At 70.1% G+C, this 24565-nt stretch carries 21 protein-coding genes and 2 pseudogenes; 18 read left to right on the top strand and 5 right to left on the bottom strand.

The window, feature by feature from the left end; translation table 11 throughout:
- Window positions 1–156 precede the first annotated feature (156 nt).
- Together POF73_RS12075 and POF73_RS12070 are read right to left on the bottom strand one after the other, a co-directional pair.
- Window positions 157–582 (bottom strand): annotated as a pseudogene (locus POF73_RS12075) (peptidase S8); the annotation flags it as partial.
- Between the two features lie 142 nt (window positions 583–724).
- Window positions 725–1363, bottom strand: a complete 639-nt coding sequence (locus POF73_RS12070) for a hypothetical protein (RefSeq protein ID WP_272114627.1) — start codon at window positions 1361–1363, stop codon at window positions 725–727.
- Between the two features lie 261 nt (window positions 1364–1624).
- Between POF73_RS12070 and POF73_RS12065 the strand changes: the two genes are divergently transcribed.
- The 3 genes from POF73_RS12065 (at window position 1625) to POF73_RS12055 (ending at window position 4375) form a co-directional block, all read left to right on the top strand.
- Window positions 1625–2083 carry a hypothetical protein gene (locus POF73_RS12065; RefSeq protein ID WP_272114626.1) on the top strand — a complete coding sequence of 153 codons (459 nt, stop codon included), beginning with the start codon at window positions 1625–1627 and terminating at the stop codon, window positions 2081–2083.
- A gap of 106 nt (window positions 2084–2189) precedes the next feature.
- On the top strand, window positions 2190–2858 hold the full coding sequence (gene cseB, locus POF73_RS12060; RefSeq protein ID WP_272114625.1) for a two-component system response regulator CseB: 669 nt from the start codon (window positions 2190–2192) through the stop codon (window positions 2856–2858).
- Window positions 2859–2902: 44 nt separating this feature from the next.
- Window positions 2903–4375 carry a sensor histidine kinase gene (locus tag POF73_RS12055; RefSeq protein ID WP_272114624.1) on the top strand — a complete coding sequence of 491 codons (1473 nt, stop codon included), beginning with the start codon at window positions 2903–2905 and terminating at the stop codon, window positions 4373–4375.
- Between the two features lie 514 nt (window positions 4376–4889).
- On the opposite strand, the pseudogene POF73_RS12050 reads toward POF73_RS12055, so the two are convergent.
- Window positions 4890–4985: pseudogene (locus POF73_RS12050) on the bottom strand (PIN domain nuclease); the annotation flags it as partial.
- A gap of 64 nt (window positions 4986–5049) precedes the next feature.
- Complete coding sequence (locus POF73_RS12045) at window positions 5050–5754, bottom strand: hypothetical protein (protein WP_272114623.1); 705 nt, start codon at window positions 5752–5754, stop codon at window positions 5050–5052.
- A gap of 342 nt (window positions 5755–6096) precedes the next feature.
- Here POF73_RS12045 and POF73_RS12040 point away from each other — a divergent pair, with 342 nt between their 5' ends.
- From POF73_RS12040 to POF73_RS11985, 12 genes are all read left to right on the top strand, one after another.
- Window positions 6097–7410, top strand: a complete 1314-nt coding sequence (locus POF73_RS12040; RefSeq protein ID WP_272114622.1) for an ABC transporter substrate-binding protein — start codon at window positions 6097–6099, stop codon at window positions 7408–7410.
- A 130-nt stretch (window positions 7411–7540) separates the two neighbouring features.
- Window positions 7541–9556, top strand: coding sequence for a branched-chain amino acid ABC transporter permease (locus tag POF73_RS12035; RefSeq protein WP_272114621.1), 2016 nt, complete (start codon window positions 7541–7543; stop codon window positions 9554–9556).
- Window positions 9553–10389 (top strand): ABC transporter ATP-binding protein, encoded by an 837-nt coding sequence (locus POF73_RS12030; protein ID WP_272114620.1) that lies wholly within the window; start codon window positions 9553–9555, stop codon window positions 10387–10389. Before POF73_RS12035 ends, POF73_RS12030 begins: the two co-directional genes overlap by 4 nt.
- Window positions 10386–11096, top strand: coding sequence for an ABC transporter ATP-binding protein (locus tag POF73_RS12025; protein ID WP_272114619.1), 711 nt, complete (start codon window positions 10386–10388; stop codon window positions 11094–11096). The genes POF73_RS12030 and POF73_RS12025 overlap by 4 nt, the downstream gene beginning before the upstream one ends.
- A gap of 53 nt (window positions 11097–11149) precedes the next feature.
- A complete protein-coding gene (locus POF73_RS12020; RefSeq protein ID WP_272114618.1) occupies window positions 11150–12022 on the top strand; it encodes an alpha/beta fold hydrolase in 873 nt (290 codons plus the stop codon).
- 1423 nt (window positions 12023–13445) lie between these two features.
- Window positions 13446–13787 carry an ArsR/SmtB family transcription factor gene (locus POF73_RS12015; protein ID WP_272114617.1) on the top strand — a complete coding sequence of 114 codons (342 nt, stop codon included), beginning with the start codon at window positions 13446–13448 and terminating at the stop codon, window positions 13785–13787.
- Complete coding sequence (locus POF73_RS12010; protein WP_272114616.1) at window positions 13784–15508, top strand: SulP family inorganic anion transporter; 1725 nt, start codon at window positions 13784–13786, stop codon at window positions 15506–15508. The genes POF73_RS12015 and POF73_RS12010 overlap by 4 nt, the downstream gene beginning before the upstream one ends.
- A complete protein-coding gene (locus tag POF73_RS12005) occupies window positions 15505–15912 on the top strand; it encodes a pyridoxamine 5'-phosphate oxidase family protein (RefSeq protein WP_272114615.1) in 408 nt (135 codons plus the stop codon). The genes POF73_RS12010 and POF73_RS12005 overlap by 4 nt, the downstream gene beginning before the upstream one ends.
- A complete protein-coding gene (locus POF73_RS12000; RefSeq protein ID WP_272114641.1) occupies window positions 15912–16328 on the top strand; it encodes an ATP-binding protein in 417 nt (138 codons plus the stop codon). The genes POF73_RS12005 and POF73_RS12000 overlap by 1 nt, the downstream gene beginning before the upstream one ends.
- A gap of 36 nt (window positions 16329–16364) precedes the next feature.
- Window positions 16365–16760: an anti-sigma factor antagonist gene (locus tag POF73_RS11995; RefSeq protein WP_272114614.1), complete on the top strand. Its 396-nt coding sequence runs from the start codon at window positions 16365–16367 to the stop codon at window positions 16758–16760.
- Window positions 16761–16798: 38 nt separating this feature from the next.
- Window positions 16799–17152: a zinc ribbon domain-containing protein YjdM gene (locus tag POF73_RS11990; protein WP_272114613.1), complete on the top strand. Its 354-nt coding sequence runs from the start codon at window positions 16799–16801 to the stop codon at window positions 17150–17152.
- Window positions 17153–17398: 246 nt separating this feature from the next.
- Window positions 17399–17749, top strand: a complete 351-nt coding sequence (locus POF73_RS11985; RefSeq protein WP_272114612.1) for an ArsR/SmtB family transcription factor — start codon at window positions 17399–17401, stop codon at window positions 17747–17749.
- A gap of 9 nt (window positions 17750–17758) precedes the next feature.
- Here the strand turns inward: POF73_RS11985 and POF73_RS11980 are convergent, their stop codons facing one another.
- Window positions 17759–17911 carry a hypothetical protein gene (locus POF73_RS11980; RefSeq protein WP_272114611.1) on the bottom strand — a complete coding sequence of 51 codons (153 nt, stop codon included), beginning with the start codon at window positions 17909–17911 and terminating at the stop codon, window positions 17759–17761.
- Window positions 17912–18713: 802 nt separating this feature from the next.
- Here POF73_RS11980 and POF73_RS11975 point away from each other — a divergent pair.
- The 3 genes from POF73_RS11975 (at window position 18714) to POF73_RS11965 (ending at window position 24563) form a co-directional block, all read left to right on the top strand.
- Window positions 18714–20000: a DUF418 domain-containing protein gene (locus POF73_RS11975; protein ID WP_272114609.1), complete on the top strand. Its 1287-nt coding sequence runs from the start codon at window positions 18714–18716 to the stop codon at window positions 19998–20000.
- Window positions 20001–20068: 68 nt separating this feature from the next.
- Window positions 20069–21985 carry an ArnT family glycosyltransferase gene (locus POF73_RS11970; RefSeq protein ID WP_272114608.1) on the top strand — a complete coding sequence of 639 codons (1917 nt, stop codon included), beginning with the start codon at window positions 20069–20071 and terminating at the stop codon, window positions 21983–21985.
- Between the two features lie 262 nt (window positions 21986–22247).
- Entirely contained in the window at window positions 22248–24563 is a 2316-nt protein-coding gene (locus POF73_RS11965; RefSeq protein WP_272114607.1) for a HAMP domain-containing protein, read from the top strand.
- Window positions 24564–24565: the final 2 nt, after the last annotated feature.

Raw genomic sequence — 24565 nt, 5'->3', positions numbered from 1 at the left:
CTCCTCTACCAGGGCAGGGACCCCTCCTCGGACGGCATCGACTACGCGAAACTGCCGTACCGGCCGGGCGTGCTCACCCTGCAGCGCTGACGCGCCGAGGAACCCCAGCCGCACGGCGGCTGGGGTTCCTCTCATTCACGCCGGCGAACCACGGCCTCACTTGCCGTAGTACGCGTTGTGGATCGAGATCGTGGACGTGTTGCCCTTCGCAGGGTTCTTCACGGTGATCCTTCCGCTGCGGACCTCGGTTTCTTCCAGGTCCTGCCGTCGTCGTACGACACGTACACCGACAGCGACTTGAGGTTCTGCCCCTTGGCCGCGCCCTCGACGGTGACCGGGTAGGTGACGGTCCGGCCGGCCTCGACCCGGCTGTCCAGGCCCGTCTTCGGCGCGAAGCGCACCGTGGAGACCGGCAGTTCGGTCGGCAGCCCGCTGGACGGCGCCTTCGAGTGGAACGTCCAGCTCGCGTCGACCCCGGGTGGAGGCGGCCTGGACACGGGCGCTTCGCCTGGCCGACGTGGTCAGGGTGTACTCGGCCTCGCCGGCCGGGACCTTGAACACCTTGTTGCCCGTCAGCGGGTCGGCTCCTTCAGGAGCTTCCTTGGTCCTGCGGTCTCCGGTCCTTCTGGATCTCGAAGTCCATCGCGTTCCCCTGCATCGGAGTGTTGCAACGACCTCTTGAACTGAAGTCCGGTCCCGGGGTTCCTGCCGTCCCCGTGGCTTACTAGAACTTGCCGAGGTAACTGAAGGTCTTGTAGTGGTCCCGCGTGAACCACGTGTCACCGGTGTTGATCGCACGCACGAACCGGTCCTGGCCCGTCCTCTCGCCCTCCCCGTTGGGGTTGTGGTCGAAGGTGTGCGCGACGTACTCCTGGAACGTTCCCTGGTAGTTCGACGACGACGCGCCCGCATGGCCCTCGTTCATGAACTCCCGGAGAGAGCCGCCGTTGTCAAAGTATCGACCGCCCGTCTCGACCCACTCACCGTGCCGGGCGCCGAACTGGTCGACCCAACTGCTGATCTGCCAGGAGTCGTCACGGTCGCCGATGTTGCGCCAGTTCGGCCACCCGATGCCCTGCCAGGCCTTCAGGGTCTTGTCCTGCATCTTTCCCGGAGTCAGCTTTTGGGGGTGCTGTTCGTCGCCCGTGACCGGCGCCTTGCCCTTGCTGTTCGCCCCACAGGTGGACGCCCCGGCGTTGGGGGGGCACTGGGGGGAATCGGCGGCGTGCGCGATGGTGGACAGGCCGAGCCCGCCGACGGTGAGGCTGAGCAGCATGGCGGGAACGGCGACCATCCGGGCACGTCGCCGTGCGAGGCCGCGCCGCTTCTCAAGCTGCGTCTCCAACATCTCGGATGAGGACATGGTGGCTCCTTGGGCTTGTCTCGGATCCTGGTTCCGGACCCTTTCCGGGGCCGTGCGCCCCGGCTGACCAAAGAGGACCAGCCGCGCATGACAGTGGCCCGGCGGCCGGATCACAGCTGCCGGGCGGAAATGACGTACGGCTGTTACAGAGATGTGGGAGCGCTTCCATGATTTACCGACTCCTTTATGTCAAGACATGTCTCGTTCATCTGGAGCCGTAAGGGTGGTCCTCCTGCTGGCACCGGAGGGCAGGAGAGCGGCATGCGATACGGCGGACCGGCACTGGGCGTGCTGCTCGCCATGAGCCTCATAGGCCTGGCCGGGTGCGGCACGGTGGCCGACGGCACGCGGGTCGAGGGCCTGGCGCCGACCGCGATCCCCTGGACGGGGCCGGTCTACGTCAACGACGTGCGCTCAAGATCGCAGCAGCGCCCCGACGTCATTGATCTGACCCCGACCACCACCCTGTACGGCCTGAAGTGGCGCGGCTGGGGCACGCCCCGGGCGGTCGGAACCGGGCTGGTGGTCGACTTCGCCTGTAGGTCCGGCTGCCCCCACGGCGATTCCCCCTTCTTCCCGGTCCACCTCGTCCTCAGCGGCTTCGTCAGGCGCGAGTACGCCGCCTACTACAGCCACGCCGTACTCACTCCCGACCGCCCGCCCGCACCCGACTGGGCGGCGGACGTCGGTGACCTGCGCCTGCAGGTGCCGCAGGCATGACGAGCATGACGGCGTTTCCGCCCCGCGACTGTGAACGGCCGCCGGGTCACCGACACATACGAGTGGTCCTCTTGGGGGCCGGAGCGCGACGTCTCAGGAGACACACATGCACGAGGTCCTGCTGGTCGAGGACGACGAGATGATCCGGGAAGCGACTCGTCTCACCTTGGTGAGCAGCGGCTACGCGGTGCGCACCGCCGCGGACGGGACGACCGGCCTCGCCCTGTTCCGGGAGCAGGCACCGGACGTGGCGGTCCTGGACATCATGCTGCCCGGCCTGAACGGGGTGAGCCTGGCCGGCCGTATCCGCGAGGAGTCGGGGGTGCCGGTGCTGCTGATCTCGGCCCGCAACGACCCGGTGGACGTGGTGATGGGCCTGGAGGCCGGCGCCGACGACTACGTCACCAAGCCCTTCGACGGCATGGTGCTGGCCGCCCGCATCCGCGCCCTGCTGCGCCGCGCCGCGCCCGCCGAGCGGCGGTCGTGCAGCGCCCCGCTCGCCTTCGGTGACCTGGCCTTCGACCTGGAGACCCTGGACGTGCGCCGCGGGGGGAAGCCGCTCGCCCTCACCACGACGGAGCTGAAGCTGCTGCAGGAGTTCGCCGCCTCGCCCGGCACGGTGCTCACCCGGGACCTGCTGCTGGAGAAGGTGTGGGACTACGCCTGGTCCGGCGATACCCGGGTGGTGGACGTCCACATCCGGCGACTGCGCTGCAAGATCGGCCATGAACGCATTGAGACGGTGCGAGGCTTCGGCTACAAGCTGCGCCCGTAGCGCCCGGGAATCGGTACAGCACTCATGAACTCGGTACGGCTCCCATGAACATCGGCACGAAGGTGGCTCTGGCCGTCGCCGCGGCGGCCACGTGCGTCGCGGGCACGGTCGGCCTGCTCGTCCACCACATCACCGCCGCCAGCCAGCTGGCCACGGCCCGCTCCTACCTGGACCGGCAGCTGATGAGCGCCGTCTACGACCAGGCGGCCGGCCGCAAGTCCGCGGCCCGGCTCGACCCGCCGGACCTGCCCGCGGCCGTGTCGAAGGCGGTGCGCCGCGGCGTCCGCGTCACCTATCTCCAGGACGGACCCGATCCGGTGCTGTGGGCGGCGACCCGCATCTCCGACCGGACCGTGCTCGCGCTGTCGCAGCCTTACGACAGTGAGGCCGACGAGCTGGCCGCGCTGGACCGGACGCTGGTCACCGCAGGCGCGGCGGCCACCGTCGCCGTGTCCCTGGCCGGTCTGGCCCTCGGCGTGCGGATGGGCCGCCGGGCCACCGCCGCCGCCCATACGGCGGAACGCATCGCTCAAGGCGACCTGGACGCCCGTATCGGCCCGCAAGGGCGGGACGAGATCGCCCGGATCGCCGCCTCCGTGAACGCCATGGCTGACGCGCTCGCCGCCCGGCTGGAGGCCGAGCGGCGGGTGACGGCCGACATCGCTCACGAACTGCGCACTCCGGTCGCGGCGATGGTGACCGCGACCGGCCTGCTGCCGCCCGGCCCGGCGTCCGAGCTGGTCGCGGGCGGGGTGCACAAGTTGCGCGGGCTGGTCGAAGACGTCCTTGAGGTCGCCCGCCTCGACGCCCACGCGGTGGCGGTGGAGACCGAACCCCGGCAGGTCAGCGCGATGGCCCGGCGCGCGGTCGCCGGGCTCGACGGGGCGGAGGGACGGGTGGTGAGCCGGAGGAGGGAGGGGCAGGCGGACGGCCCGGGAGCGGACCACGTGAACGACCCGCCGGACGGCCCAGCGGACGGCCGGGTGGGCAGCCCGAAAACAGGCCACGTGAACGACCCGCCGCACGGCCCAGCGGACGGCCGGGTGGGCAGCCCGAAAACAGGCCACGTGAACAACCCACCGCACAGCCCAGCGGACGGCCGCGTGGAGGTGCGGATCGTCGCGGACGCGGTCGCGGAGACCGATCCGCGGCGCGTGGAGCGGATCCTCACCAACCTGGTCCACAACGCCCTGCGGCACGGCGCGCCGCCGGTAACGGTCGAGGTGGACGTCGAGACGGACGCTGAGACAGACGGGGACGGCGCCGGACCGGTCGTCCGGGTCCGCGACCACGGCCCAGGCTTCCCACCCGACCTGCTGGCCGTCGTCACCGCCTCCGGCCCTCAGCGGTTCCGCACCGGCTCCGAGTCCGCGGGAACGGGCCTGGGCCTGACCATTGCCTCCGGCCAGGCCCGGCTGCTCGGCGCCCGCCTGACCTTCCGCAACCATCCCGACGGGGGTGCGGAGGCGACCCTGCGCCTCACCGGGGGCGGCCCCGCCGACGGGGGTGCCGAGTGAAACAACGGATCCGTGGGCCTACTTCTCCATTCCCAGGTTCAACTGGTGCAGCCGCGCCAGTTCCGCGACCTCCCGCCGCTCCTGGTCTGGGTGGCGTTCTGGGAGAACGGCGCGGCTTGGGCGGGGCCGGTCATGTGGCCGGTGTTGATGATGCCGAGAAAATGGTCTAGACAGCAAATGAACCCCAGGCCGCTGACCTGGGGTTTCAATATGGAGCGGGTGACGAGAATCGAACTCGCGCTCTCAGCTTGGGAAGCGACGGCGCTTGGAAGGCCATGTGATCGTTGGCCTGCGCTTATGTGGCGTATCGGCCGCCTTGCGAGAACTGGTTCGCACCGCTGTTGACTGTGGTTGTCCGCTCTTACGGGCACGCTGTGGCACGGCTCTGAAGCGCGGCGGGCCGAGCGCCAGAGTGAACGGGCTCCGCTCTCGGCTCGGCCGGCTCGCATGCCCGGCTCGGGGAGCGCTTCGCGAGTGCAGAGTCATCCGGCGAGGCGGCTCGCCTGCATCTGGTTCATTTGCCGGCTTCGGGCCCGTACCACTGGAGCTCCTGGCCGGTGACGGCGGCGATGCACTCGAAGTCGCGGTCGCGGTGCAGGAGGGTCAGCCCGCCGGGCGATCCGCAGCCGTCGCAGGTGGCGTCGCCAACCGCCCGGCGGCCGGCCCATGGGTCCTCAGGAAGTGCCGTCCGCGGGTACGGGTTCGGTGAACTGGTCGAACAGCATGACGGCAACCCTTGTGACAAGGGACCAGTTCTCGTCGCCGTACGGGTCCGCCAGGTCCCCGTAGCCGGCGATCCACCGCATGTGGAAGCCGTCCAGCAGGGACGCGATGCTGGTGGCGAGATGATCGACCCCGTAGGGCGCACGCATGCGCAGCCCGTACGTATCGAGCAGGGCCTGGTACGCCTCGCAGGCCACCTTCGTGAACGACTCGCCGTAGTGCCCGAGGGCCTCACGCACACGGGGGTTCGCGGCGCTGGCGTAGAAACCGAGCATCACCCTGTAGATCGGGTCCACCCGGTGGTTCCTGTGGTTGTCGGTCAGTACGTCGTTGAGGGCTTCCTGCCAGGTGATGCCCTTTTCGACGGCTTCCTCGAAGCGCCGGATGCTGTCGGGCAGACCCGGTACCAGTTCCGCCTGCCGGGAGGTGAGGTGGAACAACAGCTCGGCCTGGAAGTCGGCCTGAGCCGGCCAGATCTGGTAGATCGATCCCGTGGTGACCGCCGGTGCCGACTCGTCGCCCAGCCGGTCCCGGATGATGCGGGTGGCCTCTTCCGTCACCTGCTTGACCCTCACGTGGGCCAGGGCGGCGGAGACCGCGGCCTCGCTGGTGTCGGCGGTTCCCGCACAGACGAGTTTGGTCGCCGCTTCCAGCATGAGGGCCCGGGTCTCCTCGATCGATCGCCGAGGCAGCCTGCGCCTTCCGGCCTGCGTCGTCACACCCTCACCCTCCCCTGCTTGAGCGTTAAATCGAGCTGCTTGATCGTTAAATCAAAGTGAACCAAGGCGTTGACAGGGGGTAAGCCTACACCTAGATTCCCGGTTCGTAAGAAAGTTACGAAACCTCGGGAAGGCCGCCTGAACAGGCCTTTCCGGGTGCACCGAGCCGCCCTTCGCGCTGGTCACCCCGTGCGCTCCAGGTCCCCGGCCGGCCGTTCAACCCCCTGTTGCGCATGCCCTCGGCATGACTTCCCTTCGCTCCGCTCACGGAGGTTTCGTATGCCTACCCATCCGCGTGTCCGAGGACTGGGCCTGATCGCCTCCCTCATGGCGCCCGTCCTGGGCCTCACCGCCTGCAGTGGCGCGCAGAGCCCGGGCTCTGCCTCGGCCGGTGCCGGCGCAGCCGACTCGTCGGCCGCCGCGGACACCCGCCCGTCGGCCGCCGTGGTGACCGACTATCAGAGTTACGTGGGAGGCAAGGCGGGCAAGGCCGACTCCGGCCTCTCCCCGGTCACGCTCGGCTGGGTGAACGTCGAGGGCGGCCCCGGCGGCAGCCCGGAGGCGACCCTGGGCGCCAAGGCAGCCGTTCGGTACGTCAACGAGAAGCTCGGCGGAATCGGTGGCCACCCGCTCGCCCTGAACGTCTGCACGGTGGTCTCCGCCGAGGAGGAGGGGCAGAAGTGCGGTCAGCAACTGCTCGGCGACAAGGCCGTATCCGCCATCGGCCTCGGCAATCTGTACCTGGGCGATGCCTCCTTCAACTCCGTGGTGGCGGGCAGGAAGCCGGTTCTGGTCGGCGTGGCGACGGGGCCGACCCTGCCCACGGCGAAGAACACCTACAGCACCTTCGGCGACCTGCCGCACATCTTCGGCACCTGGGGAACGTACGCGCGTGACGTCCTCAAGGCGAAGACGGCGGCCGTCATCCACACGAACACCCCCGGCGACAAGATCGCTTCAAGCGCAGCCGTCAAGGGACTCAAGGCCGCCGGCCTCACCGTCAAGTCGGTCGGCTTCGACGCGCAGGCCACGGACCTGATCGGCCCGGTCACCGCGGCAGGCGCCAACTCCGCCGACGTCATCGTGCCCATCACGATCGGCTCCGGGTGCGTCGGAGTCGCCAAGGCGATCAAGCAACTCGGCATCGACAAGCCCGTGGTGTCCACGCCCCTGTGCATGTCACCGGACGTGGCCAAGGGCCTGGGCGGTGATCTGCCCACATGGACGTACGGCGTCGCCCAGACGCTGCCGACCGACACCTCGGCCGCCGACTCAAAGGCGTTCCTTGCGGCATCCGGCCAGGTGGGGCTGGACAAGGCCACCGCGTCCCAGGTCTTCGCACCCGTGGCCTGGAGCACGATCCTGACGTACGCCAAGGCCCTCAACGCCGTGGGAGCCGACAAGATCACCCCGGCTGCTGTCTCCGCGCAGCTGAAGAAGTTCACCGGGCCGGTCGTCATGGGTGCCGCCGAGGTCAAGTGCGCCAAGTACCCGGACGCCCCCGCGGTCTGCAACGACCAGGCGCGGTTCTACCAGTACAAGGGCAAGGGCGCCTTCCAGCCGCTGACCGACTGGCTCCGCCCGCCCCGGTGACCCCCGTCCCACCGTCCGCCCGGGTCGCCTCCGGCCCGCGACAGACCTTCCCGTGCCGTGTTCCCGAGTCCCGACGGCTCCCCTACGGCCTTCCTATGGCCTCAGGAACACGGCGCTCCAGGAGTAAGAAATGGAACAGATCCTGCTCTTCGCCGTGCTCGGCCTGGGCCAGGGGGCACTGATCGCCGGCATCGCACTCGGCGTCGTGGCGACCTACCGGGGTTCGGGCATCATCAACCTGTCGACCGGCGCCGTCGCGATGGTCGCCGGTTACATCTTCTGGGCCCTGAGCACCGGCTTCTTCGGCTTCTCCCTGCCGACCGCCGCCGCCTTGGCGGGGGCGCTCATGGCGGCGCTCGCGGTCGGTGTGCTCACCGAGGTCGCGGTGTTCAAGCCCCTGCGCGCGGTCTCACCACTGGCCAAGCTCGCGGCGTCACTCGGCATTCTGCTCACCCTTCAGGCCGCCGTGCTGCTGGTGTTCGGAACCCAGCCCCAGCAGGCCCCCAGCATCCTGCCCTCAAACGCCGTCACCGTCCTGGGCGTCACCACGCCAGCCGACCGTTTCATCCTGACCGGGCTGGTGATCGGCGTCGCGCTCGCCCTCGGGGCCCTGTACCGGTGGACCCGGTTCGGGCTCGCCACCCGCGCCGCCTCGGAGAACGAACAGGCGGCCCTGCTGGCCGGTCTGTCACCCAACAGCGTCTCCCTCGCCAACACCCTGCTGTCCGCGCTGATCGCGGGGCTGCTCGGGGTCCTGGCCGCACCCATCGTCCAGGTCGACTCCGTCACGCTCCCGCTGCAGGTGGTCCCGGCCCTGGCGGCGGCTCTCTTCGCCGGATTCACCTCACTGTGGATCGCCTGCTCCGCCGGCATCCTCATCGGCGTCATGCAGTCGGTCGTCTACTACCTGTCCACCCAGAGCTGGTTCCCGACCGACAACGGCAACGCCATGCCCGGACTCCAGCAGCTGCTGATCTTCATCCTGATGATCGTCGCGCTCTACGTGAAGGGCGCGGGCCTGCCGCGCCGCGGTGAACTCGTCGAGCAGCGGCTGCCCGCCGTACCGCTGCCGGACCGACTGCTGCGACCGGCCGTCCTGGCCACGGCCGCCGCCGCCCTCGCCCTGGTCGTGCTGCCGTTCGACTTCCGCCAGGCGCTGACGAACTCGTTGATCGGCGCGATCATCGTCCTCTCGTACGTCGTCATCACCGGCTACGTGGGACAGATCTCCGTGATGCAGCTCGCGCTCTCCGGCACCGCCGGTTTCGCCCTGTCCCACCTGGCGACCGGTCTGCACATCCCCTTCCCCTTCAACGCCCTCGGCGCGACCCTGCTGGCCACCCTGCTCGGTGTGGCGGCCGGCATCTCCGCCCTGCGGGTCCGCGGCGTGAGCCTGGCCGTCGTCACGCTGGCCGCCGCGCTCGCGATGGAACAGGCCCTGTTCACCAACACCTCCTTCGGCGGCACCGCCGGAGTGACCGTGCCCCCTCCCCGTCTGTTCGGGGTGGACCTCGGTCCGGGGGCGGCCTTCCGCGGCCTGGACGGCAACGAACCCAGCCCTCTCTTCGGCTTCCTCGTCCTGTCCGTCGCCGCCGCCCTCGGGCTGTACGTGGCCAACCTCAGGCGCACCGGGCTGGGGCGGCGCATGCTCGCCGTCCGCTCCAACGAGCGCGCGGCCGCGGCGGCAGGCGTCAACGTGCGGGGAGTGAAGATCGCGGCGTTCGCCATCAGCTCTTTCATCGCCAGCGCCGCGGGGACCCTGTACGGCTACAACTTCGGCTCCGTCAGCGCGGTCCGGTTCACCGCGCTGGCCGCACTCGGCCTCATCGGCTTCGCCTACATCGGCGGCATCACGATGGTCTCCGGAGCCGTCATCGCCGGCCTGATGTCCACCGAGGCACTCATCCCGCACGCCCTGGACAAGTGGTTCGGCATCAAGGGGACCTGGGCCCTGCTCTTCGGCGGCATCTCCCTGATCGTGACGCTGATCGCGAACCCGGACGGCATCGCGGGCGCCAACCACCGCCGTAAGAAGGCGAAGAGAGCCGCCCGCGCGGCGAAAGCCCCCCAGGCCCTCGCCGAAAACGCCACGTCGGACACCGCCGGGGCCGTAACGACGCCCGCCCGCGAGGAGGTCGCACGATGAGCATGTTCAAAGTCCGTTCGCTGGGCGTCAGTTACGGCGGCGTCCACGCACTCAGCGACGTCACCCTGGATGTCGCCGAAGGCCAACTGGTGGGACTGATCGGCCCGAACGGCGCGGGCAAGACCACCTTCGTGGACGCGGTCAGCGGACTGGTCGGCGCCCGGGGCCGGGTGGAACTGGACGGCGAGGACCTGACCGGCATGCCCCCGCATGCCCGGGCCCGCCGAGGTCTCGCCCGCACCTTCCAGAGCAGCGAACTCTTCGAGGACCTCACGGTGACGGAGAACCTGCGCGTGACGGCGGAACACCCGAGCTGGGTCAGGGTGTTCGGCGAGACCTTCGGCCGCCGCACACCGCCGCCCTCCGCCGTCGCCGATGCCCTCACCACTCTGGGCCTGCAGGATCTCGCCGACGCATCCCCGGCCGAGTTGTCCCAGGGACAGCGCAAACTCGTCGGCGTGGCCCGGGCCCTGGCCGCCCGCCCCCGCATCATCTGCCTCGACGAGCCCGCCGCCGGCCTGGACACCGCAGAGAGCACCGAACTCGGCCGCCGCCTGCGCGCCGTCGCCGACGCCGGTACGGCACTGCTCCTCATCGACCACGACATGGGCCTGGTGATGGGCATCTGCGACCACCTGGTCGTCCTGGAGTTCGGCAAGGTGATCGCGGCGGGGCCCCCGAGCGAGGTCCGCGACGACCCCGCCGTCATCACCGCCTATCTAGGCGCGTCCGCCGTCCAGCCCGCCGACGCACCCGTACCGGACGGCGGCACTCCTTCCTCCCTCACCACCGGCCGGCCCGGGGTCCTCAGCAGCGCACCGGAGACAACATGAGCACACCCGTCCTGGAAGTGGCCGGACTCACCGCCGGCTACGACGGAGCACCCGTCGTCCGCAACCTCGACATCACCGTCGGCGCGGGCGAGGTCGTCGCCCTGCTGGGCGCCAACGGCGCCGGCAAGACCACCACGCTCAAGGCCGTCTCCGGGCTGCTGCGTCCCTCCGCCGGGACCATCGCCTTCACCGGAACACCTCTCGACCAGGTGCCGGCGGCGGCCCGCGCGCGACGGGGCATCGCCCATGTCCCGGAAGGCAGGGGCATCTTCTCCGGACTGACCGTGGCGGAACACCTGCGGCTGGGACACCGGGGAGAACGGCTCGACGAGCAGGCGGCGTACGCCTACTTCCCGGTCCTGACCCGCCTGCGGGACCGCAAGGCCGGACTCCTGTCCGGCGGAGAACAGCAGATGCTCGCTCTGGGACGGGCCCTGGCCCGTCGTCCCAAGCTGCTGCTGCTCGACGAACTCAGTCTCGGCCTCGCCCCGGTGATCGTCGAAGAACTGCTGCCCGTCGTCCGGCGCTTCGCCGACGATTCCGGCTGCGGGGTCCTGCTCGTCGAGCAGCACGTCGGCCTCGCCCTGGAAGTCGCCGACCGAGGCTGCGTCCTCTCCCACGGCGAACTCACCGTGCAGGCCACGGCCCGGGAACTGAGAGCGGACCGGTCCCGGATCGTGGCCGGCTACCTGGGCGAAAGCGCCTGACCGCCCCACCGGCACGGACCACGCCCCTCCACTCACCCTTTCCCAGGAGAATCATGTTCACTTTCGACAGCGGCAAGGACGGCGTACGCATCCACGTGCACGTGTGGCAGCCCGCCGACCCGCCGCGCGGTGTGGTGCAGATCGCGCACGGCATGGGCGAACACGCCGGCCGCTACGCCGCGCTCGCCCAGGCGCTGACGGCTCAGGGCTTCGCCGTATACGCCAACGACCACCGGGGACACGGGCTCAGCAGGCATGCCGCACCCGGCCATCTCGGCGAGGACGGCTGGAACAGCCTCGTAGGCGATCTGGTGACACTCTCCGGGACCATCCGGGAGCGGCACCCCGGTCTGCCCCTGGTGCTGCTCGGTCACAGCCTCGGCTCCTTCGCCGCGCAGCAGTACGCACTGCACCACTCCCACCTCATCGACGCCCTGGCGCTGGCCGGCACCACCGCGGTCGACGCGATGCTCGCCAACCAGGCGGCCGACACCGGGGACCCGCTCGTCGCCCTCAACAAAGGCTTCGAGCCCGCTCGGACGCCGTTCGACTGGCTCAGCCGTGACCCCGAAGCCGTCGACGCCTACCTCGCGGACCCGCTCTGCGGCTCCAGCCTCGACGCCGAGGGAATGCGGCAGGTCGGCGCCGCCTCGGCAGCACTCGCGCAGCCCCGAGGCATCCCGGCACACCTGCCTGTCCACGTCCTGGTCGGCGACCGGGACCCGCTCAACGCCGGGCTCGCGCTGAGTGACCTGCTCGTCGACCGTTACCGGCAGGCCGGCCTCACCGACATCACCTACCGCATCTACCCCGAAGCGCGACACGAACTGTTCAACGAGACCAACCGCACCGAAGTCGAGGGCGACCTGCTGGCCTGGCTGGAGCGGATACTCGCGCACATCGAAAACGAGGCGGTGCTGCCGTGAGCATGGCTTTGCCAGAGCGCCCACAGCGGTGCGCTGCTCCAATGGGCAGAGCTGCGCAGCCAGAGGGACGAACGGTGGGAGCATCTTCCACGCTACGGCCCCACCTCTGACGGTGACATGTCGGAAGCCTGGAACTTCGCGTCGTTGGAGGGGCTGAGCTCCCGTGAGCGAGCACGGGGAGGGCACTGTCAAGAATTCGAAGGCGTCAGCGCCTGCCTCGACGACATGGCATGAGCGCACCACGCTGACGTGCCCGAAACTCGCGTTTCTCACACGCGACGCATGCCCGAGATCGTCCGGCAGGGGATCCATCCTGCGGCCACGGCGACCCGTGCGGGACGAGCCGCTGTTCTCGCGCTGCTTCGTACGCGCGGGCTGTACGCCGTCCAAGACGAAATGCGCGACACGGTCGCCGTCGACCGTCACCCTCCCGAAGAGCAGCCCTGTGTCCTCGTATGCCTGGGCGCGGTCGGCGGCTCGGCCCCGTCCATTGCCCCAGCGGCGGGTCGAGCAGTGCCCCATGCAGCCGCGCCTCCACGTCCTGCACCAGGCGGCTCGCCGTGAGGTCCGGGGCGGGGCCGCCCACGCCCAGTCGGCGCAGGTGCTACGCGACTTCGGCGATGATGTCCCGCTGAACCTGACGCAGTTGGGCGGCAGCCTACGCCAGGTGCGGGGCCTGGTCGTACAGTGGCCGCGGCATCCGAGGGCGGGCCAGGTGCAGGTCGGCCAGGGCATTCACCAACACACGGACACACGCCGGAAGCGGGGGCACGGCTCGGCGCCACTCCGTTGCCACACCGGCGCATCGCCCTGGGAATGGCGAGCTGAGGTCTTCTGGAGCAAGAAGGTTGCGAACTGAACCGTGAAGCCGCAGGTCAACGCCACATTACAAGGCTGGGATCCTGACGGGTACGTCCGCCGCTCTGCTCCTGTACCTTCCACGTGCCCATTGTTCGTGCACCTGGCGCGCTGAAAACAGCCGAACAACGCGCACCAAGACACAAACCCCAGGCCACTGACCTGGGGTTTCAACATGGAGCGGGTGACGAGAATCGAACTCGCGCTCTCAGTGGGAAGCGATGGCGCTTGGGCGGGCCGTCTGGCTCTGACCTGCGCGGATGTCCTCCATTTGGGGTGGCCGTGAGGGACGGATCGCGCCGCTGATGACCGCGGTTCTCCGCTCTTACGGGCACGCAGTGGGCACGGCGCCACACGTCCCTGCCCGGCCCCAAGAGCCCCGATCGCAGTCAAGGCGTCGACGAGTGAGTGCCGTTGCGATGCAGCCCATCAGCCACTCATGCGGAATTGCAAAATTTCGCAATTAGTTAGATGCTGAGTTGGCTGTGTACGTTGCCCGGTAGTCGTGGGCACAGCCTTTGTGCCCGCCCCCGTGGGGTGGGGTTTGCAGGGAAGCCGAGGGGTTGTGTCTGTTCCGCTGTACCAGGCCAAGGCCGAGTTCTTCCGGATGCTGGGGCATCCGGTACGCATACGCGTTCTGGAACTGCTGCAGGACGGGCCGTTGCCGGTGCGGGACCTGCTCGCCGCCATCGAGGTGGAGCCGTCCGGCCTGTCCCAGCAGCTGGCGGTGCTGCGGCGTTCCGGGATCGTCACCTCGACCCGGGAGGGCTCGACGGTGGTCTACGAGCTGGCGGGCGGGGACGTCGCTGATCTGATGAGGGCCGCGCGCCGGATCTTGACCGAGATGCTCGCCGGGCAGGGCGAGCTGCTGGCAGAGCTGCGGGAAGCCGAGGGCGCGGCGCGATGACTTCGGGGATCAGCTGGGCCGGGGCCCGGCTCGCCGCACTCATGCCCACCCGCGCCGACCTGGCGGACATGCGGCGCGATCCGCGCAGGGACCTGCTTGCCGGCCTCACCGTGGCGATCGTGGCCCTGCCGCTCGCTCTCGGCTTCGGTGTCTCCTCCGGTCTCGGTGCCGAGGCCGGACTGGCGACCGCCGTGGTCGCCGGCGCGCTCGCCGCGCTGTTCGGCGGGTCCAACCTCCAGGTGTCCGGGCCGACCGGGGCCATGACCGTGGTGTTGGTGCCGATCGTCGGCGAGTACGGGCCGACCGGCGTGCTGACCGTCGGGCTGATGGCCGGCGTCATGCTCGTGGTGCTGGCAGCGCTGCGGGCCGGCAAGTACATGCAGTACGTGCCCGCGCCCGTGGTCGAGGGCTTCACTCTCGGGATCGCCTGCGTGATCGGACTGCAGCAGGTCCCGAACGCGCTCGGGGTGCCCAAGGCCGAGGGTGATCGTGTGCTGGTGGTGACCTGGCGGGCCGTCGTGGAGTTCGCGAGGGATCCGAACTGGACGGCGGTCGGCTTCGCGGTCGCGGTGGCCGCGGTCATGCTGGTGGGCGCCCGCTGGCGGCCGACCGTCCCGTTCTCCATCCTCGCGGTCATCGCGGCTACGGCCGTCTCCCAGGTCGCGGGCCTGGACGCGGCGCAGCCGATCGGCGACCTTCCGTCCGGGCTGCCCGCGCCCTCACTCGGCTTCCTGGACCTCGGTTCGCTCAGCACCCTGCTCGCCCCGGCCGTGGCCGTGGCGGCGCTCGCGGCCCTGGAGTCCCTGCTGTCCGCCTCGGTGGCGGACGGCATGACGGTGGGGCAGCGGCACGACCCCGATCGCGAGCTGTTCGGCCACGGGCTGGCCAATATCGCCGCCCCGCTGTTCGGCGGGGTGCCCGCGACCGGCGCGATCGCCCGGACCGCGGTCAACGTCCGCACAGGTGCCGTCTCCCGGCTGGCCGCCCTGACCCATGCCGCGATCCTCGCCGTGATCGTGTTCGCTGCGGCTCCCCTTGTCTCCAGGATCCCGCTCGCCGCCCTCGCCGGCGTGCTGCTGGCCACCGCGGTCCGCATGGTGGAGGTCGGCTCGCTCAGGGCGATGGCCAAGGCCACCCGCTCGGATGCGCTGATCCTCGTCCTCACCGCGGTCGCGACCCTGGCATTGGACCTCGTGTACGCGGTGATCATCGGGCTGGTCGTCGCGGGTGCCCTCGCCCTGCGCGCCGTGGCCAAGCAGGCCCGCTTCGACCAAGTCCCGCTCGACCGGGGCGACCACAGCGCCGAACAACACGCCCTCCTCGCCGAGCACATCGTCGCCTACCGCATCGACGGGCCGCTTTTCTTCGCCGCCGCGCACCGCTTCCTGCTGGAGCTGACCGAGGTGGCCGACGTACGGGTCGTCATCCTGCGCATGTCGCGGGTGTCGACCATGGACGCCACCGGCGCGCTGGTCCTCAAGGACGCCGTGGAGAAACTGAAGCGGCGCGGCATCCTCGTCCTGGCCTCCGGGATTCGCACCGGCCAGCGCCAGGTCCTGGACTCCGTCGGTGCGCTGGAACTGCTGCGGCACGACGGCCGGGAGCACGCCACCACCCCCGAGGCGATCCGGGCCGCCCGCGACCACCTGGAGGCGACCGGAGTCCTGACCGCCGTACCCGCCCAGAAGCCCCGAACCGCTGGCGAGGAAGCCGTCCGATGAGCACTGCCCCCGCCCCCCTGCGACTGGTGGACATCTCTGGAGCGGAGGCCCTGTGGCTGCTGGAAGGCAGCAGCCTGGGGCGGCTGGTGTACCAGCAGCGGGAGCTGACCGTCGTACGGCCGGCCCGGCATGTGTGGGAGTACGGCCGACTGATCGTCCGGGCCCCCGTCCAGGCGGCGGCGATGCCTGCCACGGTGACGTACCACGTGGACGAGATCCGGGCGGTGCACGGCACCGGCTGGACGGTCACCGTCCATGGTCCCGCCGACGTGCTCAGCGACGCTGACGAGACAGACCATCACCGCCGCACCTTGCCGGGCTGGACGCACGGCCCGCACGACACTCTGCTGCGCCTGAACCCCCAGAGCGTCACCGGCTTCCGCCTCGCCCGCCAGGAGACATGATGGCCCCCGTTCTCGATGCCCTTCCGTACCGGCACGTGCTAACCCTGCCCAACGAGCCGTCCGCCGTCCGTCTCGCCCGTGAGACCGCCGAACAGGCGCTGGTCGAGTGGGGGATAGATCTGCACCGGCCCGTCGTGGACGCGGCGCTGCTGATCCTCAGTGAGCTGGTGACCAACAGCGTCCGGCACGCCGCCGAGGTGTCCCCGCAGATCATGGTCATGTATGCGGCGAGCGGAGGCCGCCTGGCCTTCGCCGTCCACGACCGCCACCCCCACCAGCCCTCGCTGCACCATGCCGCGACCGGCACCAGTGGCGGTCTCGGCACGGTCATGGAGCTCACCCGGCAACTCGGCGGCACCGTCGCCGTGCACGGCGACGCCGACGGCAAGAGCATCTGGACAACTCTCCCCCTCTGACCTCAACGGGCCGCACACACAAGGAAGTTCACCGTCATGACCATCGAGTGGCGCTACACCGTCGAGGACGGCTTCGGGGTGCTCTCCGTCGCGGGCTACCTGGGCCCGGCGGCGGTCCGCCGCTTCGACGGAGCGGTCGGCTGGGTCGTCGCCCGCGGCACCGGACCGGTCATCCTCGACCTGACCGAACTGCGCGGTTGGTCCGCGGAAGGCCAGCTGGCCATCACCGAGACCGCACGCCGCCTCGCGGGAACGGGTCGCAGCCTGGAACTGGCCGCCATCCCCGCCGACGGCTCGCTCGTCCCGCCCGGCGACTGCCCGGACATCCCCGTCCATTGCGACCTGGCCACCGCGCTCTCCGTCCACGCCCGCCACATGTCGCCTCCCGACGAGGCACAGCAGGCGTGGCGCACCGACGGCTGGCCCACCTGACCCCCGTATCCGCTCACTGACTGAAAGACACCTGTGCCATGAGTGACAACCTTCCCCCCTGCCCCGAATGCTCCGGCGCCTACACCTACGAGATGGGTGCGCTCCTGGTCTGCCCGGAGTGCGGGCACGAGTGGTCACCGTCCGCGGAGTCCGCGGACGGCGCCTCCGGAAGCAGGGTGATCAAGGACGCGGTCGGTAACGTGCTCGCCGACGGTGACACCGTGACGGTCGTCAAGACGCTGAAGGTCAAGGGCAGCCCGAGCGGGATCAAGGCGGGCACCAAGGTGCGCAACATCCGCCTGGTCGACGGCGTGGACGGCCACGACATCGACTGCAAGGTCGATGGGTTCGGCGCGATGCAGCTCAAGTCCAGCGTCGTGAAGAAGGTCTGATCCGACACCCTGCTGTGGCGACCGCCCGGGACGACGTCCCGGGCGGATTTCCACGTGTGCCGGCCCGACGGTGCAGGCATCCTCCTCGGTGGCCGGATTCGAGCGGCTTGGTTACTCGCATCCGGGTTCGGCGTGGCCGGTGCCGCAGGCGAGGATGGTCCGCATGTTCTTGACGAGTGGGTGGATGCGATGCGCCGTGCTCCGGCCGGAGGGGCCGTGCCGTTGTGTCGGGGAGGGGACGGCACGATGAGTACGCCGCTGTACCAACTGAAGGCCGAGTTCTTCAAGACGCTGGGCCATCCGGCCCGTATCCGGGTCCTGGAGCTGCTGAGCGAACGTGAACACGCGGTCGCGGAGATGCTGCCCGAGGTGGGTATCGAGCCCGCTCATCTGTCCCAGCAGCTGGCCGTGCTGCGGCGGGCGAATCTGGTCAAGACCCGCAAGGAGGGTTCGACCGTGTACTACTCGCTGACCAGCCCGCAGGTCGCGGAGCTTCTGCGGGTCGCACGGACCATCCTGTCCGGGGTGCTCGCCGGGCAGGCCGAGTTGCTGGCCGACCTGCGGGCCGCGCAGGGTGAGCAAAAGCCGCTGTCGTAGCGCCGGCCCTCAAACAGCGGCCGTCTCCCGGGAGTTGGACAGCTGGATGGCCATCCGGGGGAGCAGGGGCCACCCACGAGCACCCTTGACCGACGACAAGGAGATCTCGAACCGGACGAGGACGACCTTGCCCTCGTCCTCGAGCGCCGGACGGGCTGGCATTGAGCGAGCTCGGGCCGCACAACTCCGCGGGGGCACATCACCCCAAAATGGCCTGGACAACAAACAAGCCCCAGGCCGCTGACCTGGGGTTTCAACATGGAGCGGGTGACGAGAATCGAACTCGCGCTCTCAGCTTGGGAAGTGACGGCGCTTCAACGGCGACACCGCTTCTGACCTGGGGATACATCGCTTGCGGTGCAGCTTCGAGGGCTGATTGCGCATCGCTGTTCACCGTGGTTGTCCGCTCTTATGGGCACGCTGTGGGCACGGCTTCGAGTAGCGGCGGGTAGGAGACATGCGCGGCGGCGGGTAGGAGACATGCGAGCGGGCTCCGCGTCTGACTCGGCCGGTTCGGAGATGCAGCCGGAGGACCTTTCGCGAGTGCGCAGGATTCCCGTACCAGTGAGATGCCCGGCCCGTCAGGGCGGCGATGCACGGGAAGCCCCGGTCGTGGTGGACGAAGCGTCAGTCCCTGCCGGTCGGCCGTGGCGGCCACCAGGAGCCGGCTTCGGCGGCCTCTCGGAGCACCGCTTCACAGATGGGCTGCCGCCGTCGGGCGGAGGGCGAAGCCACCGACCGAAAGGCTCGGACCTCCTTGGTTCGCCCCCATGGGAGGCATGATCTTGTCGTGGTGAGCCTGCTGACTCGCGGCATCCCGGCAACCAGGTCGGCGGCCACAGTCGTTCATGTACGGCCGAGACCGTCCCCCGCCAGTCGGAGGGGGTCGGTCGGCCGACCGGCGGGGCACCTCCCGAAGCCCGGCGGATGGTCGACCGCCCACCGCCTCGGCAGGGTTGTCCCGGTGACCGAGATCGAAAGCGCCAAGAAGACGCCTTCCCGGCCCTTACCCTCACCCGGGTCCGCCACGGCGACGGAACGCCCCGCGCCGTTGGCGCGGCTGGTCGGGGTGGACCTCGCCCGTGCACTGGCCGTGTTCGGGATGTTCGCCGTGCACGTCGGCCCCGCACCCACGCCAGGCGGCGGCGTCGGCGACTGGTTCCTGGAGCTGGCGAGCGGCCGGGCGTCGGCGCTGTTCGCCACCCTCGCCGGGTTCTCGTTGATGCTGATCGCCGGTCGCCTTGAGCCGAAGACCGGACTGGCCGGCCGGCAGGCGAGGGCCCGGATCGTGATCCGGGCCGTGATCCTGCTGGTACTGGGCAGCGCGTTGGCGATGACCAACTTCGGCGGCGCCGGGATCCTCAACTTCTACGCGGTGTACTTCCTGCTGGCCCTGCCCCTGTTGCGGCTACGGGCCAGAACGCTCGCGATCATCGCGGCGACGCTCGCGGTCGTCACACCGCAGGTGGCGTACGTGATCCGGGCGCTGCTCAGCGAGTCGGTCGTGAACAGCATCGACTCGTACGACCCGATCGCGCGACTGTGCGGCGTAGGCGTGCTCGACCTCCTGCTCACCGGCCTCTACCCGGCGATCACCTGGATGACGTTCGTGGTCACCGGCATGGCGTTGGGCCGACTGGATCTGAGCTCCGGCGCTGTGCAGCGGCGGCTGGCCGTGGTCGGTCCCGCGCTGATCTCGTTCGGATACGGCGTCTCGTGGCTGGCGCTCCGGCTGACCGGCGGCGCTCAGAAGGTCATGGCCGGGATGCCTGACATGAAGGACTTCGGCGCCATGAAGGACCCAGGCGCCATGAAGGACGCCGCCATGGCATCGGGATCCTTCGACTCGCCCGTCGGTGGTGGGCTGGGTGGCCCCGACGCATGGGGGCTCCTGGCAGCCGAGCCGCACACCGGTTCCACGTTCGACCTCATCGGCAGCCTGGGGATCGCGATCACCGTGCTCCTGTGCCTGACGGTGGCCCTGTACCGACTGCCGTGGCTGCGTCGCCTGGCAACGCCGGTCATCGCCGTCGGCACCATGTCCCTGACCCTGTACGTGGGCCACATCCTGGTGATCCTCGCCCTGCCCGGCGAAGCGGCCACCCCGCCGCAGTCCGCCTCCGCCGCGCTGCTCCTCTGCTTCATCGCCGGGGCCACCGTGTTCGCGGCGGTCTGGTCCCGTTTCTTCCGCCGCGGACCGCTGGAGTATCTGCTCAACAACGCCACGAAACTGGCGAATCGCGTCCGCTGAGCCTCGGGCGGGCACCACCAGAAGTCCGAGCGTGTTCCGCCTCAACCCTGATTTCAAGGACCTTCGCCATGGCCGTCATCCCCACAGCCCGGAGCACCGGCTCCCATGGCCTCCGCCGGGAATCGCACCGCTGCGCCGACCGGCCGGAAGCTCCGGCGCGCTGGGAACGCCCTGCGTTGGCCGCGGTGCTGGGCGTCGCCGCACTGCTGTACGCCTGGGGCATGGGGCACGCCGCGATCCACCCCTACTACAGCGCGGCGATACGGTCGATGGCCACCAGTTGGCGGGCCTTCTTCTTCGGCGGTCTCGACACCAGCGGTTCGATCACCCTCGACAAGGTGCCCGGCGCCTTCTGGCCCGATGCCCTCTCCGTATGGATCTTCGGGCCGCACACGTGGGCGGCCGCGCTGCCCCATGTGATCGAGGGCGTGCTCACCGTATGGCTGCTGCACCGGATCGTACGGGCATGGGCCGGGCCGTTCGCCGCGCTGATCGCCGCGCTGACGCTCACCTTCACTCCGGTCACCGTGGCACTGAACAGGGCCACCATCCCGGACACCGCCCTCACTCTCCTGCTGGTGGCAGCCGCCGGCGCCCTGCAGAAGGCGGCACGGACCGGGCGGCTGCTCCCGTTGATCACGTGTGGCGTCTGGGTCGGGCTCGCCTTCCAGACGAAGATGCTGCAGGCCTGGCTCGTCCTGCCGGTCTTCGCCGTGGTGTATCAACTCACCGCGCCCAACCCGCCGTTGCAGAGGGCTCTGCGCCTCCTGCTGAGCGGTGCGGTCACGCTGGCCGTCTCCTGCTCGTGGGCGCTGATCGCGTGGGTGACTCCCGCGGCCAACCGCCCGTATGTCGACGCCACGTCGAACAACAACCCCTTCAGCCTGGTCTTCGGCTACAACGGCCTGAGCCGCTTCAGCGACGACGCCACCGCGTTCGGCGCCGTCCCGGCCACCGCCGCCAGCCGCATGACCGGAAACACCGGCTGGGGGATGCTCGTCAACCACACCGTCGGCCCGCAGATCGCCTGGTTCCTGCCGCTCGCCGTGCTCGCCGTCGTCACGGCCCTCATCTGGCGCGCCCGCCGGCCGCGGACCGACCCGCTGCGTGCGGGTTTCCTCCTCTGGGGCGGCTGGCTCGCCGTCCATGCCGTGGTGTTCAGCGTCTCCAACGGCAATCACGTCTACTACACGGCCGTGCTCGCACCGGCGATCGCCGCGCTGGCCGGAGGCGGCCTCGCGCTCTTTTGGTCCGCGTACGAGGCGGGCGGCCGACGACGGCTGTGGCTGCCGTCGGCGATCGTGCTGACGGTGGCCTGGGCGCTCGTACTCGACAGGCCGACCTGGTTCGCCTCCCGGCTGCTGGTGTTCGCCGTGATCTTCGCGGTGTGCGGGACGTTCGGCCTGTGGTCCGGCGGGTCACGCGCCTCCCGGCGGCTGGTCCAAGGCTCTCTGGCCGCCGGAATCGCGGCCACTCTGCTCGTACCCGCCGGCTGGGCCGTCTCGTCCCTCGACCCGCGCTACGCGGGCGCCTCCACGTCCCCGACGGCCGGTCCGGTCGGCGAGTTCCACCACAGGGCTCTCCACGACCCGTCCGCTCTCCGCCGGGCCGAGCTCGACCGGCCCAGCGCGCGCGACACCGCCCTGCTGGACTACCTCATCGCGCACCGCAGAGGCGAGAAGTACCTGCTCGCGACGCAGGCCGCCTACCCCGCGGAACGTCTGCTGCGCGCTCAGTCCCAACCCGTGCTCGTCATGGGCGGGTTCACCGGGAAGACCCCCTTCCCCAGCGCCCCGCAGCTCGGCAGCCTGATCGCCACCCACCAACTCCGCTACGTGCTGCTCACCCACCTGCGACCCACCACCCCCGCCACGACGTGGGTGAAGTCCCATTGCAAGCGCATCCGCTCCGGGGCCTACGGCTGGCGCACCAGGGGCAACTTCGGCCTCTACGACTGCCGCACCCCCGCCGATCGGCGGGGGTGAAACAGCCGACTGCGGGATGGGCGAGGCAGAAGAAATGCAAAATAATCCTTGCGGGTAATTGTCGTCCCGTTCGCGGGGTGGCCCATCGCAATTGTTTGCATTTCGTGAAGCTTAAATTCACCATGCTCACAGGTGTCCAAACCGGCAGGTCATGATGGCTGTGGCATTCTTTAGGTGAGCGCCGTCACACCTCCCCGATAAACCGGCGAAGCATTCCCGTCGTCAGACAGGTCGAGAACTTCTTTCCTGGAAAGGATTCTTCTTGACCACCACCCGATCCCCGATATCAAAATTGCGCCCCGCTCGGCGTCGCGCGGACATGGCGGTGTTAGGAGGTGTACGCCCGCCACTGGCGGCCCTGCCGGTTCTGCTGGCGCTCGTCGCGGGCCTGACGGTGTTCGCCGTCGGGAGCGATGCCGAACGCGGCGTTCCCGAGGCCGTCCTCAGCTCCCAGCAGCACATCGCCGAGGACGGGGCGGTCGCGCTGCAGGGCGCCGTCGACCAGAGCGTCACCGATCTGCGGACAGCGGCCGCGGACTTCGCGGGCTCCAAGTCCGCACCGGCGGACGGAATGCTGACCCGCCTCAACCAGACCTACCCCAAGTGGCGCGGTACCGCCGTCGTCGACCAGTCCACCGGTCGGCTGCTCGCCGCGCAGGGCGAGGCCCTACCGCTCGGGAAGGTGAACCTTCGGGGACTGCCGGCGAACCCGCCACCGAGACTGGTGCGGGACGACTCGGGCGTCACCCGGCTGCTGGCCTTTGCGACGCTGTCGCAAGGCGGCAGGCAGGAGTTGCTCGTCGCCTCCCAGAGCGTGAAGCTGCCGGGCATCTCCGTCGGCAAGCAGCACACGCTCAACGTCGTGGACCGTGACGGGGCCACCCTCACCTCGGCCGGGCCGGGAGCCGGCACCGAGCAGGCCAAGTCGCTGGCCGGCTCCGCCTCCCGCCAGGCGCAGAGCAGGGGACCGTCGGACACCGCCGCCGCCGGCGGCTTCGACGGTCCGAGCGGCAGCCTCGTCCGGGCAGCGGACGGCAACACCCGTACCGCCGTCGGGTACGCCGCAGTGGCCCGGGGGCTCGCCTCGAAGGAGAGTCCGAGCGGCGGACTCGGACTGACGGTCGTCACGACGGTGCAGACCGAGCGCCATGGGGCCGGGACCGGTGACCTGCGTCTCGCCCTCCTCGCCGCGGCCGTGCTCCTGGCCCTCGCGGCCGGAGTCACCGCCGCCCTCCACCTGGTGGTGCAGCGCCCTGTGCTGCGGTTGCGCCGCGACGCGCAGCGGCTCGGCTCGGGTGACCTCACGGCTCCCGTCCACGTGTCCCGCTTCGGAGAACCCGCCCGGATCGGCGCCGCACTGGAGGCGCTGCGCCTTCAACTCCGCGGCAGGGGCGGGCCGTCGCAGGACACGGTCGCGCAGCCATCGGCCAAGGGGCGTGTTCCGCGTGGGACCGGCAAGGTCCGGCGCCGGCTCGGACTGCGCACCGTCCTTGTGGTGTGCGCGTTCGCTCTGCTGGCCTGGCCCGCGTCGATGCTGCTGACGCTCGGCAGCACCTTGCCGCACCCGGCGGCGGTCGTACCCCGGCTGATCTCCGACGACCAGCGGCAACGCACCGAGACGACGGCGGATCGCGTGCGCAGGGGGATCAACGACGGATACGCGGACCTCACCCATCTGGCCACCGTGATCGACGCTTCCCGGTCGGAGGAGGCGCGCAAGGCCCTCGACAGGTCCCTGGAGCAGCACGGCCGGTACCGGTCCCTGTACGTCGTCGACGGCGCCGGCAAGATCCTCGCCCGCGCGGGGGACGAACCCCGTACCCCGACGAAGGTCCGCATCAGGCCCGGGGTCAGGCAGACGAACACCTCCGGCACGGAGCCGGTGCTCGCCGCCGTGGCCGCTCAGCCGGTCAAGGGTGGGACGGCGACATCCGGACGCCACTATGTCGTGGGCGAGTTCAAGGTCCAGTACCTGACCGGCATCCTCGACCGGCCCGGTCTCGGCTCGGTGTGGCTTGTGGACTCCGAGCATCGGGTCATCGCGTCCAACAAGGGGTTCGTGGCCTTCGGGCGGGTCTCCGACAGCCGGCTGCGGGCCCAGATGAAGGACGACCGCACGACCAAGGGCTCCGCCGAGCTGCTGCTCGGCTGGAGGGATCCGGCGGTGGCCGCCGTGGCGCCGTTCAACAACAAGCTGGGCGTCGCGGGCGCACTCGGCTGGAAGGTCGCCTCGATCAGGCCGGTGTTCTGGATCGGCCTGCCTGAGTACGAGGCACAGCGGCGGATCATGCTCGTCGGTCTGCTGGGGGTGGCCACGGGCGCCCTCTGCGTCGGCTGGCTGTACCTCGTCGTCGTACGTCCGTTGCGTGAAGTCGCCCAGGGCGCCGAGGCGTTGGCAGCCGGGGACCGCCGAACGGTGCTCTACCCGCGCTACCACGACGAGGTGGGATCCATCGCCCGCAGCCTCGAACTGATCAGACAGCGACTGCCCCGCACCGACGCACCGCCCGCGCCCGGTTCCCCGGACGGGGCGCCCTCCCCCTCCACTTCGCCGTCCGGCCCCGGTCCCAGGAGCTGACC

Origin of the sequence: Streptomyces sp. HD (genome assembly GCF_028369295.1) — a bacterium.
GTDB lineage: Bacteria > Actinomycetota > Actinomycetes > Streptomycetales > Streptomycetaceae > Streptomyces.
This window is presented reverse-complemented; position numbering and strand designations above follow the sequence as displayed.